Annotated in this window: 9 protein-coding genes; 5 read left to right on the plus strand and 4 right to left on the minus strand. The window is 42.3% G+C overall.

The genetic code is table 11. The annotated features are described in order from the left end of the window. Positions 1 to 19: 19 nt before the first annotated feature. The 3 genes from phoR to K0I62_RS13600 form a co-directional block, all read right to left on the minus strand. Positions 20 to 1,315 carry a phosphate regulon sensor histidine kinase PhoR gene (phoR, locus tag K0I62_RS13590; RefSeq protein WP_220068626.1) on the minus strand — a complete coding sequence of 432 codons (1,296 nt, stop codon included), beginning with the start codon at positions 1,313 to 1,315 and terminating at the stop codon, positions 20 to 22. Between the two features lie 65 nt (positions 1,316 to 1,380). Further along, positions 1,381 to 2,070, minus strand: coding sequence for a phosphate regulon transcriptional regulator PhoB (gene phoB, locus K0I62_RS13595; RefSeq protein WP_220063528.1), 690 nt, complete (start codon positions 2,068 to 2,070; stop codon positions 1,381 to 1,383). A 207-nt stretch (positions 2,071 to 2,277) separates the two neighbouring features. Beyond that, complete coding sequence (locus tag K0I62_RS13600; RefSeq protein WP_220068627.1) at positions 2,278 to 3,228, minus strand: porin; 951 nt, start codon at positions 3,226 to 3,228, stop codon at positions 2,278 to 2,280. A 301-nt stretch (positions 3,229 to 3,529) separates the two neighbouring features. Here K0I62_RS13600 and rdgC point away from each other — a divergent pair, with 301 nt between their 5' ends. Then, positions 3,530 to 4,441, plus strand: a complete 912-nt coding sequence (gene rdgC / locus K0I62_RS13605) for a recombination-associated protein RdgC (protein WP_220068628.1) — start codon at positions 3,530 to 3,532, stop codon at positions 4,439 to 4,441. Between the two features lie 133 nt (positions 4,442 to 4,574). On the opposite strand, the gene K0I62_RS13610 is transcribed toward rdgC, so the two are convergent. Continuing rightward, on the minus strand, positions 4,575 to 6,374 hold the full coding sequence (locus K0I62_RS13610; RefSeq protein WP_220068629.1) for a M61 family metallopeptidase: 1,800 nt from the start codon (positions 6,372 to 6,374) through the stop codon (positions 4,575 to 4,577). A gap of 124 nt (positions 6,375 to 6,498) precedes the next feature. On the opposite strand from K0I62_RS13610, the gene K0I62_RS13615 reads away from it, so the two are divergent. The 4 genes from K0I62_RS13615 (at position 6,499) to xni (ending at position 12,755) form a co-directional block, all read left to right on the plus strand. Then, positions 6,499 to 8,676, plus strand: a complete 2,178-nt coding sequence (locus K0I62_RS13615; protein ID WP_220068630.1) for a tetratricopeptide repeat protein — start codon at positions 6,499 to 6,501, stop codon at positions 8,674 to 8,676. A gap of 164 nt (positions 8,677 to 8,840) precedes the next feature. After that, entirely contained in the window at positions 8,841 to 10,397 is a 1,557-nt protein-coding gene (locus tag K0I62_RS13620; protein WP_220068631.1) for a GGDEF domain-containing protein, read from the plus strand. Between the two features lie 215 nt (positions 10,398 to 10,612). After that, positions 10,613 to 11,965 carry a nucleotide 5'-monophosphate nucleosidase PpnN gene (gene ppnN, locus K0I62_RS13625; RefSeq protein WP_220068632.1) on the plus strand — a complete coding sequence of 451 codons (1,353 nt, stop codon included), beginning with the start codon at positions 10,613 to 10,615 and terminating at the stop codon, positions 11,963 to 11,965. 22 nt (positions 11,966 to 11,987) lie between these two features. Next, positions 11,988 to 12,755 carry a flap endonuclease Xni gene (xni, locus tag K0I62_RS13630; RefSeq protein ID WP_220068633.1) on the plus strand — a complete coding sequence of 256 codons (768 nt, stop codon included), beginning with the start codon at positions 11,988 to 11,990 and terminating at the stop codon, positions 12,753 to 12,755. Positions 12,756 to 12,882 lie beyond the last annotated feature (127 nt).

Raw genomic sequence — 12,882 nt, forward strand, 5'->3', positions numbered from 1 at the left:
ACTTTATGCAGCAAGGCTGCTAATCCATATCGATGAGGTGAATAGGGATAATAAAACTAAAACAACTACCTTTACCTAATTGGCTCTCAATATTGAGATCACTTTGATGATGGCTCAGTGCATGCTTAGTTATCGCAAGGCCTAAACCTGTGCCACCACTTTGGCGAGAACGGGCACTATCAACGCGATAGAAGCGCTCCGTTAAACGGGTCAAATGCTGTGGTGCTATCCCCTCTCCGGTATCGGTGACACTAAACTGCGCTCCCATAGGTACTCGCTTCCATGCAATGGAAACCTTACCGCCAGGCTCAGTGTAACGGATCGCATTAGACACCAAATTTGAACACGCACTTCGAAGCAACATCTCATTACCGTAGATGTTGAGATCAGCATCGCTTTCAAAACACAGCTGATATTTATTCGCAGCGAGTGCTTGAGCTTCCTCTTTAAGTGTATCCATCAGCAATGCCATATTGACCTTAGCTTCAAGATTAACCGCGGACGCATCTTCAATACGTGACAACACCAGAAGTTGCTCTACCATCGAACGCATTCTGTGAGTTTGTTGCTGCATCTGCTCCATCGCCTTAATACTTGGCGAACCTGGCTCAGCCATGCCTTGCATCATTTCGAGATAACCTTGCAATACCGTTAATGGCGTTTTTAACTCATGAGACACATTAGCGACAAACTCTTTCCGCATCCCTTCGAGCTGACGTATTCGGGTAATATCTCGAGCGATCAGTAGCAGCTGGCCAGAGCCATAGCCCATGATACGGATCTCTAATACCCGAGCGTCATTTTGAGTATCGGTTAACTCAAAAGGGTCACTAAAATCAGCTTGCTTAAGGTAAATAGAAAAATCAGGATGGCGAATAAGATTATCAATGCGCTGACCGTTATCTTGCGGCCAAACTAAGCCTAATAATAATTGCGCTAATTTGTTACACCATAAAATATTGTTTTCAGAATCTAACACCACTGCAGCATCTGGCAGGGCTTCTGCACCTTGACGAAAACGCGCTAACAGATAAGCTAACTGACTCACACGTTTACGATTTTTACCCTGTAAACGATAAATACCATTAAACACACCTTCCCAACTACCACTACCATTTGGTGGTGTCAGTCGTTTATCACGCCACAACCAATAATTAAGCCGAGAGAGCTGTTTATAATGCCAAACCAGCAACCCAATGGTGCCAATAAGCATAACCCACAGCACTTGATTGATGAGCAATCCAACAGCAAAACAGAGCAGGAGGAAGATCACCAGCCGGCTGAGGAGCCGATACCCTGAGTATGAATCAAACATAGATAAACCATAGTGAGCAATTGGGCACAAGATAACGCAAATCGTCACTTGTGCCTATCAAATTACTAAAGCCGAGTGGAGAAGCGGTAGCCTGCGCCCCTAACGGTTTGAATAAGACGGTCGTGACTCGATGGCTCTACCGCCTTACGTAAACGGCGAATATGCACATCGACAGTTCGATCTTCGACGTAAACGTTAGTCCCCCAAACATTATCAAGCAGTTGCTCACGGCTATAGACTCGTTCGGGATGAGTCATAAAGAAGTGCAATAAACGGAACTCAGTAGGTCCCATGTCTAGCACTTGATCTCCCACCGTAACACGGTGACTAACAGGATCTAATACTAATCCTTGCACATCAATCGGCTCTTCTAACGCAGTAGGCGCGCTGCGGCGCATTACCGCCTTGATACGAGCAACTAACTCTTTAGGCGAAAAAGGTTTAGTAATGTAGTCATCGGCACCAACCTCCAACCCTTTGACTTTATCTTCCTCTTCACCACGTGCGGTCAGCATGATCACCGGTATATGACGAGTAAACTCATCTTGGCGTAGCTTCTTGGCTAACTGGATACCGCTCCCACCTGGAAACATCCAATCGAGCAGAACCAAGTCCGGATAAGGTTCCGACAACATATCTAATGCCGAGTCATAGTCCTCTGCTGTAGTTGTCGTGAATCCATGTTGTTCTAAAACAAAAGCTACCATCTCTCGAATGGCTAGCTCATCTTCAACTATCAAAATCCTAGCAGTCATATGCGATCTTCTATCAGTGAATACCCACGTGTCCATTATTAGACTTTTTTATTACAAAATTATGAAACTACAGCGCTATATTGTCATAAAGTTGCTGTTTTTGTCATAAAACTTAAAAACGACTTCAAAAAACAGATAACAAAAAGGGAAGCTAAATGCCTCCCTTTTGCCATATTAGGTCAAACACTAACGTGTTGACTTCATACATTAAAACTTGTGTTCTAAACCAACACCGAAGTATTTATCGTCAGTATCTTTACTTTCCATAGAAGTGTTCGTATAGAATGCCAGCACTTTAGTTGGCTTACCTAACTTATAATCAATACCAACTGACCAAGAATCACCTTTATCTTCCATGTCTTGATACTGACCTTTTAATACTGCCGCATCAATTGTGTAAGATGCGCTAAATAGGTAACCCGTCTTGCTGTCTGCACCGACAACCTCAGAACCATCTTTCTTATAAGTCTCTTCTTGCTGCTGATACATACCGCCAAGCTTCAGGCCTGCAACCTTACCTTGAATGGTGGCACGAACAACTTCATAGCCTTTTACGTCAGCATCATAGGCAATAGAGGCGAATACTGGGGTCTTTTTCAGCTTGGCATCACCGTACATAGCGGCAACACTGAAACCGTCTTGTCCATACTGAGAGCTTGCGCCTTCAGCAGCATAGGTCACACCTAACTTAAAACCACTCCAATTAGGCGTCATATAAGTCGCTGTTTGTTCAATGCGGTTTTCACCCTTGAACAAGTTTTTCAAATCACCAGACAGGTCGTTGAACTGATCAACTTTACCTTGTGAAATCTTAAGCATGGTGTCGTTACGACCAACAGAAACCGCACCGAAGTTACCTTTTACACCAACGAACTGGTTACGAGCCTTGAAGTTTTCCTTAACGTCATCACCAGTGTCCACTTCATACTCAACAGTGTAGAAAGCTTCCAGCGAGCTGCTTAGCTCGAAAGCCCCTTTCACACCAAAGCGAGAAGCGTTGCTCTGAATAGTCGTCGTTGCATCACCATCTACATCGTTAGATTGAGCCGTTACGTTTAGTTTGCCGTAAACTGTCAAAGGATCTGCAGCGTGTGCAGAGGCTAAAGTGGCAGAGGCTAGCGCAGAAGCAAGTAGAGTTTTACAAAAAACGTTCATCATTTAATCCTTTCGACGTTTGTTCGTCTTAGTTATTGGTTTGGACGGCCGAAAGTGTGCAACTTTTATATTGCAGTTTTATTTCATATATTTCCCACTGAAGTAAACTCAGTAACAAATACAAGTTCATTGATGGCGAAACCCACAGCTGACAAGGCTTACAGCACTACGGATATAAATATTACAGTTTGATGAATTATGTCGAAGAGGCGGTTTTTATAGTGTTTTCACTGTAAACGATAGCGGTTTACCCGACGCCAACAATGGCTTACACTGCGGCTTTATTTTTGATTGAGCGCCTATCATGTGGTTTAAAAATCTTACTGTTTATCGTTTTAATAAACCTTTCTCTGTCGATACTGAAGCGCTAGAGAAGTCACTAGAAGACTTTACCTTTTCACCTTGTTCAAGCCAGGACATCAGCAAATTTGGCTTCTCTAAAGCGTTAGGCAAACTGGGACAAACATTGGTCCATAGCGCTGGTGACAGACACCTTATCTGCGCCACTAAAGAAGAGAAAATCCTTCCTTCACAAGTCATTAAAGAAGCACTTGAAGAAAAAGTCGCTCAAATTGAAGATGAAGAGAATCGTAAACTCGCCAAAAAAGAGAAAGATTCACTCAAAGATGAGATCACCACCACCTTACTGCCACGCGCTTTCTCTCGCCGCAGCCAGATTCACGCGTTAATCTTACCTGAAATCGAGATGATCTTAGTCGACAGCTCAAGCGCAGCTAAAGCAGAAGAGTTACTAGCACTGCTACGTAAAGCCTTAGGCTCACTCCCCGTAATCCCGATGAGCTTTAAAACGCCTATCGAAACTCAATTAACCGATTGGTTAAAAACCGACAGCACACCCGCTCCATTTGAGATGCAAGATGAAGCTGAACTAAAGTCAGACTCAGACGAAGGCGGGATCGTTCGCTTTAAGCAACAAGATCTCACTGAAAATGAGGTGCTTGCTCATATCGAAGTCGGTAAGCAGGTGCATAAATTAGCGCTGCATTTTGGTCAATCTATTGCTTTTGTGTTGCAATCAGACGCTGGCATAAAACGACTTAAATTCTCCGAAGAGTTTAGGGCAGGCAATGACGAAGTAGGCACTGAAGATCCCCTAGCTAGACTCGACGCCGATTTTGCCCTGATGGGCAGCGAGCTTATTGCGCTAATGAACTCTCTGGTCGAAGCACTTGGTGGCATGGAAGACAGTTTATAATAGAGAAACGTTATTGCTGCGAAAATCATATAAAAAACCACCGAATTGTCGGTGGTTTTTTGTTAATCGGCCTTTTATCAGCACGCTATCTATTATGGATAAACCGTCAGAACTACTTCAAAAAAGCATACCATTAACTTTTAAGTTTACCCTTTGAATCAAAAGGCCATTCAATACCTAACCAGGCTTTAAAAAATGCCTTTTGCATCAGAGAAGGTTTAGCCACACTTTCAAGCACTAGCTTGCCGCTTTGCTCTTGTGCTAGCGTTAGCTCAACCTCTTTTAAACGTTGATCACTAAACAGCGTCACCTTAATCGTATCGCCAGGAGCGAAGTCTTTAATTCGCTGCTTAAAACCTTTAGCCGTGACTTTTAGATCGTTAATCGCAACCAATTCATCACCAGCAACGATACCCGCTCGCCATGCCGGTCCATCGCGTAAAATATGATTTAAACGCAACTCATCATCGGCTAATTCCATGCCCGAAAATGCGATTGTTTTACTGTCGCTGCCATAACTCATTTTTAAACCGGCTTGCTTAAGTACGGTTTCAAAATCGATAACGAAAGGTTGATTGATATGAGATTGCCACCAGTCGGTATAATCCTTCCCGGTCAACTTTTTTAAAATCTGCTGCACGTCTTTAACTGTATAACCTGTCGGAATACGGTGATCACGATACAGCAGCTGATGCACGTCGCGATATGACCGCGTTAACTGAGTATCACTGAGTAAGGAAAAATCCAACGACAATGAGGCGAGATAACCCTCAGAGTAAATATTAGCACTATGGTTTTTGGCATAATCACCACCAGTACTGACCCACTGCCCTGCACTCGCCTCGGCAATTGCTTGCACCTCGCGGCCAGGAGTCTTCTGGTTACGCTTGATGCGTTTGGCCAGATCCTCTAAAAATTCTTTGGGCGTGATAACGCCCGCACGAAGGAGAAGCTGACTCTGAAAATAGCTTGTCGAGCCTTCGGCTATCCACAACAGCTCGGTGATCCCTTCATCCTGATAATCATAGGGCACTAACCCCTGAGGACGATAAGCCTTCACATTCCAAGTATGAATAAACTCATGGGACGCTGTTTTAATAAAACCAAGATAGTCTTTACGCTCACGATAACTAAATCTAGGACGTTGGATCACCGTTGAATTAAGGTGCTCTGTTGCGCCGCTTGCCCCACTCGTCGCATGTACCATGTAAACATATCGCTCAAAAGGATAACCATCCCAAATCGCCTTTGCTTGTCCACTGAGCTTAGTGAGATCCTCAACCATCGTCTCTATGTCATAGTTCCCTTCCCCCCAGATCACTAGCTCATAATCTCGCCCATCGGTACTAAACTGCTTATGTGTGTTGATACCTGTTTCAATGGGGGAATCGATTAATATATCGTAGTTATCTGCAATAAAACTATGTTCATTTTTGCCACGATTCATCCCAGAATAACTGCGCCATTGCGGGGGGACGTTGAGTGACACTTCAAGCTTGTGCTCTCGAAATGAAGGACTGTAGACGAATACCCCACTGGCATCCAGATAAGCATGTGACCCATCGATATGACTGACACGCTGGCCCAAACTATTGGCATATAACTGGTAGCCAATGGTCACGCTTGTTGGCTCGGTTAAGTGAACTAACCACTCACCGCTGGCACTTCTGCGCCACTCTAAACTATTCCCCTGCTCATCTTTGGCACTAAAATAACGCAAACTGTCAGCTAGCGGCAGCACTTGGTATTTGCCCGTACGCCAAACGGGCAAATTAACCACCAACTCAGATAATTGGGTACGAGGAAATTGCACTTCAACTTGTGCCAGATGATGGTCTGGCGTAGTTAAGTCTATATGGTAGTTAACATTTGCATGAGCAGAGGTAATTAACAAGAGATTAAAAATCAAAATCGCCGGAACAGCTAGTTTCACGCGAGCTTCCTTCTGTTATCATTGTTTTAATGTGAAGTTCGTCATTATAACCCGATTTAACATTAGGTTGCGGACATTATCCTAAAAACATAACAAGCCCAAAAGGGCTGGTAGTGAGAGATCAATGCGCATTTTCCTGTACTCCTTGTTACTGCCAAGCTATTTTTTTGCCAGTATAGCGCTGGCATCCGACAGCCAAATCCTGAGTAAAGAAGTTAAATTAATCGAATCAGCGCCGCAGTTTTATCAAGATATGGCACAAACTCTGGCTTTCTCTTTAGCTTTTACTAGCGAAGCAGAATTTAACCGTATCGCAGAGGAACAAGGTTTTACCAACGCAGAACTCGAAGAGGAGATGCAATGGCTCGCACGACTATATTTAGAGCCCGGTGTCGGCGCCAAAAATGCACTTGAGAAAGCGACCACTATTTTGCACTCTCTGGAGATCATTGCTGATACCCCTTATGACGTGGCTTATCTCGCCATGCTTAAAAGTCGCAAAACTGCCAGAGAAAAACAAGATTATCAACAGGCCATTGACCTCTATAAGAAAGGCCTCGAACAACCATTGATAGATGAAGATATACGGACAACCTTACTGCTACATAACATTCATTATCAAATAGGCGATCTCTATCGTATTACCCTGCAAAAAAATCAAGCTTTAGACCATTTTAACCACTACCGAGAACTCGCTTACCAACTCAAAGATAACTATCTTATCGCCAAAGCAGAGGCGGCACTCGGACGGTTTTATAATGAAGATGAACAATTTACTAAAGCTTTACAGCACTACAGTGAAGCCATTCGCCTGTCTGAAAGCTTAGATAAGCCATTTTTAAGCGCGACGCTGTCATTACGTCTGGCTAGAGTTTATCGAGATCTACAAGCATGGGATGAAGCTTTAGAATACGCCCACAAAGCGGCTGATAATTTTAAAGCCCTCAATAAAGATAATTACCTCTCTAGCGCCATGACTGTCATAGCCATGGTTTATGGCGAACAGGGTTTATGGAATCAAGCTATCGATTACTACCTTAACGCCCAACAAATTGATGCTAAACGTGGCAATTTAACCGCACAAGCACTGAACTATCATAATTTAGGTGAGGCTTACTTTAACAATGATCAGGCTAGTACAGGACTTGACTTTCTACTTAAAGCTAACAGCCTATTTTTGCAAAAGAAAAGCAAACATTACCTTGTATACAATGATCTACTCATTTCCCAAGTGGCCACAAGCCTTACAAATTGGAATATGGTAAACAGCTATGCAGCCAAAGCCTTTATTTTAGCAAAAGAGCAAGATTTACTTGAACAGATGATAGAAGCGCTAAGGTATCGCACCAAAGCATTAAAGGAATTAGGAGACATTGAAAAGTCACTCAACGCCTTAGATCAGCTAATCGATTACAATGAGCAGCTAAGCAAGGTTCATAAAGAGACGCAAACCTACAACCCTAGCAGTTTAGCCGAGCAAAAATTAAAATTACAGTTAGCTCAAATCCAATCGGCACAGAAAGAGAACGACAAACAGATAAGTCAATTTCGTTTAGCCTTAATTATTACCGCATTGGCTACATTTCTTATCTCGTTAGTCTGTTTTAATCTGTGGCGAGGGAAAAAAACGGCCAATCAACATTTACACACTATTGGGCATAAACTCAGCCAAGATCCCGTCACCGATTTACCTGGATACAGGGCTTTTATCGAAGAGCTTAAATTAAAACAAAAAACCGCAATGATAGCGATGCTCTCGCTCACCGATAAACATAATATGGACATAGAATTAGGTCTTGAGCCAAATCAACGTGCGACCCAACAACTGATGACAGGATTAAACCAATCCTTATGTAATCACAGCTACTTAATACGCCCAGGAGTTGTTGCAATCACGCTGAGCCAGACTAATGATTATCTAAAGGTTTTAGAAGAACTGCGTACTATCGTTGATGACCAACCATTATTGAAAGAGACCAGGCTTCATCTCGGAATACTCAGATTACCCTTAATGAATAATCCGGACATTAAATTTGAACCGACAGTCTATTTCAACGTTTTACAAATGTTGACAGCAGGAGCAATAAGTTTAGGAGATGAACAAGACTATTTTGTCTCAATAACACCACTAAACTTTGCCCCTGCTGCAATTTTCTCAACTCCACTATACTTACATTTAGAAAAAGGGATCACTCGTGGATTGGTCAAGGTTGAAAGCAACGGAAACAAAAGCCTAATTCGCTGGCCTAAATGGCCATATAACGGTGACAACCAAATAGGTTTAGATGATGAAAAGCTGTGAGCCTAGGTCACATAGCGCCTAAAGTACGTTTGCATAACATGATGGATGAGATACCATTAACGTATGCGTTGAACATAGCAAAAGAACTCAGCTACTTCTAGTCTTTATAGAGCAGGGTATTTTTAGTCAATCAGAATCACTGAAAAATATTTACAAGGTCTAGAATGAAGGACTCTATGGCAAGCGTTTCCCAAGTATCGCTACTACAGCAGAAACTTCATTCTGCCAAAACCGCGTTAGCGGAAATAAGCGAACAAAAAGAACAAAATCAACATTCATTGTTGCAATTTATCGGCCATCTAAGTCTTGCATGTAAAGGCCAAAGCATTGAGTTAGATAATAAACTGGCTAAGCTTCGCCACAACCTAGGCTCAATTGAATATATCGAACATGCTCTCCCTGAACTTGTCGAAGTAGAACAACTCCTTAAGCATCAATATAACCATGTAATGACCCAGCTAGAGGATGGTCGCTCAAGTCTTTCAAAGGTAATACGCCAGCTACAGCGTGTTAATTCGATACCAGATAAACTGAAAAAAGAGATAGCTTACTTTAAACAGGATCTCGCCAAACCTTTTCATACCTATTGGGACTATTTCCCTAAAGTCGAACGTTTGATTGGCTTCTATGATGCCATTTTACAAGAACAGCTAGAACAAGGTGAAAAGCTAGAAGTTTTACCAAAACATCGCCAGCTCGCCCACGAACTAGCCCAGATGATTTCTGAAATAGAATTCCGTAAAGTTCAACGCGACCAAGTTCTTGTTATCAAAGACTACCTAGCCGGTGAGATAGACGTTGAGGGCTTGATTGATGCTTATCAAACCATACTCTCACTGCTATTAGAAAATATCGCTTTAGAAAAGAGTGCTTCCCAAGAGTTCCTCTATGCGCTCAATGATACATTATCTGCGGTTAGAGAAGTGGTTAGTGATTCTTACAACAGCAACCAACGCAGTTTTCAACTAAAAAAACAGCTCAACAGAGAGATTAACTCGAGAGTCGATAACGTCGGTGACGCTATAATTGATATTAATGATATCGATCATCTTAAGTTTCAAGTTACCGAGCAACTTGCCTCGATTCGTACCGCTCTTGGTCGTAAAGAAGCATTAGAGCAACGAGAACAAGCATTACTGCGTAAATCAATGGAAACCATGCGCGATGAGCTTAATGAGTTAAGTAAAGAAGCCAATGCCTATAAAGAGCGATTATTTGAACAACAAAAGCTCAATATGCTTGATTCGCTAACTCAGTTACCAAACAGAGCTGCTTTAGAAGAACGAATGGATCAAGAGTATCGTAACTACCAACGCCATAAACACCCATTATGGATTGCCGTGGCTGATATTGATCACTTTAAATTAATCAACGATAGTTTTGGCCACAGTACTGGCGACAAAACCCTACAAGTTATCTCAATGGCATTGAAAAACTCTCTCAGAGAATCAGAATTCGTTGCCAGATATGGTGGTGAAGAATTTGTATTAATCATTCCCGATGTTTCTGCTACCGATATAGAACAGCTTTTGAATCGTGTAAGAGAAAAAGTAAAAAATATTCCTTTTAAGTTTAAAAATCAGAGAATTACAGTTACAGTGTCTATAGGTGCTGCACAAATTCTTGATAACGAACAAATAAGTGAAACTTTTGAACGAGCCGACGCAGCACTCTATAAAGCTAAACATGAAAGCAGAGACAGAGTGATTATTGACGCTTAATACCAATCGATCATCGGTTTATTGATAACTAAATCGGTTGCTACTGGTATAACCAATAACGATTTATTGGGTTATACCTTGTAGAAGCGCATTGAGGCCATCAAAGATGAGTGGTTCATATACGCGCTTGGTATAGCACTTCTCCACATGAGTTGTGCAACCTTCTCCATCTCCCCGTCATATTCATGAGTCAATTCTGCAGCTAAGGAGTTGTCATGATCGTAAATATCAGTCCCAGAGGCAGTATGGATCAGCTTTCACAATTGGAAGCAGATCGCCTAAAACAAAATGCCAGTAGTGAACTTTATCAACTGTTTCGCAGTTGTTCATTAGCCGTTCTCGCATCCGGAGCCCAAACCGATAATGCCCACGATTTATTCGAACAATACCGCAATTTCAATATCAACGTATTGAGGCGCGAACGTGGGATCAAAATTGAATTAGTTAATCCACCAGAAGCCGCCTTTGTTGATGGCAGCATCATTGCTGGAATCCAAGAACATCTATTTTCCGTCTTAAGAGACATCGTTTTTATTAGTGATCGCTACGATAATCTCAAGCATATCAACCTGACTAACTCCAATCACATCACCAATGTTGTGTTTGATATTCTGCGAAACGCACAGGTGCTCCCTCGTCAGGAGCCTAATGTGGTGGTCTGTTGGGGTGGCCATAGTATCAACCCTATCGAATATCAATATACCCGTGAAGTCGGTTATGAACTCGGCCTGCGTAGTTTAAATATTTGTACAGGTTGTGGACCCGGTGCTATGGAAGGGCCAATGAAAGGTGCCGCTATTGGTCACGCGAAGCAGCGTGTAAGAAATGCACGATATATCGGGTTAACCGAGCCCAGTATTATCGCAGCAGAGCCACCAAACCAAATTGTCAATGAACTCGTCATCCTGCCTGATATTGAAAAACGACTCGAAGCATTTGTTCGCTTAGGCCATGGAGTGATCATCTTTCCTGGTGGAGCGGGGACAGCTGAAGAGTTGCTTTATCTACTGGGTATTTTGCTCAATAAAGAAAACGCTTCTCGCCCCTTTCCATTAATATTAACGGGTCCCAAAGAGAGCGAGGACTATTTCCGTAAAATAGATCAGTTTATTGCCGCAACTCTTGGGGAAGAGGCACAGAATAAATACGAGATCATCATTGATGATCCTGTCCGCGTGGCAAGAGTTATGAGCCACGGCATGGATGAAATTAAAACGTACCGTAAAGATACAGGTGATTCGTATCAGTATAACTGGTCACTCAAAATCGAGCCTGAATTTCAACTACCATTCATTCCCACTCATGAGATGATGAATAATTTAAATTTATATTTTCAACCAAATAAAGCGGAGCTTGCAGCCAACCTAAGGCGAGCATTTTCTGGTATAGTCGCGGGCAATGTGAAAATGGACACCATTAAAGAGATCGAGCACCAAGGACCTTTTGAACTTAAAGGCGACCAGAACTTAATGAAATTAATGGATACACTATTGCAAGCGTTTGTGACCCAACAACGCATGAAATTACCAGGCAGCGAATATATCCCTTGCTATAAGATAGTGACTTAACACTCGAGATCCCTAGACAGCTATGAACACCTTTTTAATCATCGACGGACTTAACCTTGTAAGGCGAATACACGCCGCACAACCTAACGAAAATGATGTAAATGGATTGCCAGAAAGAGTGCGTAGTGCTTGTTCTAAGCTGTTAAAAACCCATGCTCCAACCCACGTAGTTATTGTGTGGGATGGAGATGGGATCTCTTGGCGAAAACGCTTATACGATGATTATAAAAAAGGTCGAAAGCCAATGCCTCAAGCGCTGGCTAACGCACTTAACGATATAAAAAAATGCCTCAGTGAAATAGGCATAAATTCAATTAATGCCGAATCCGAAGCCGATGATGTTATTGCGACGCTAGCAGTAAAAGTTGCCCAATCTAATCAAGCCATTATCGTTTCAACCGACAAAGGCTTTACTCAGCTGTTAAACCCTAATATTTCTCGCTGGGACTACTTTAATCAAACGGCATTAACCATCGAAGAGCGGGAACAAAAACTTGCGGTCGATCGAACTCAATTTATCGATTTCTTAGCACTTGCAGGAGACAGCGGCAACAAAATTTCTGGCGTACCAGGGATCGGGCCAAAATCCGCGGCTGAACTACTGAAAACATTTCGAACCTTAGCTAATATCTATAACTCCCTAGATAAAATTGGCGCTAAACAGGCTAAGAAGCTTGAAGAAGGTAGGCCGCTTGCCCGACTAAGCTATAAATTAGTTCAACTACAAACTGATATTGCACTCAATACACATCTTGCTAATTATCGAGTAAAGCAATCAACTCCAACGTAAACATTCGGTTACTTATTTCTTTTTTACGATAACCGCTATTAGGCTATCTTCCATTTTTCATCTGTTTTATATTGTAAAAATCATGTTGCCAAAGTGACATACACATACCGATGCCGTATAAACAGAA

This window comes from Shewanella psychrotolerans, from assembly GCF_019457595.1.
Classification (GTDB): Bacteria; Pseudomonadota; Gammaproteobacteria; order Enterobacterales; family Shewanellaceae; genus Shewanella; species Shewanella psychrotolerans.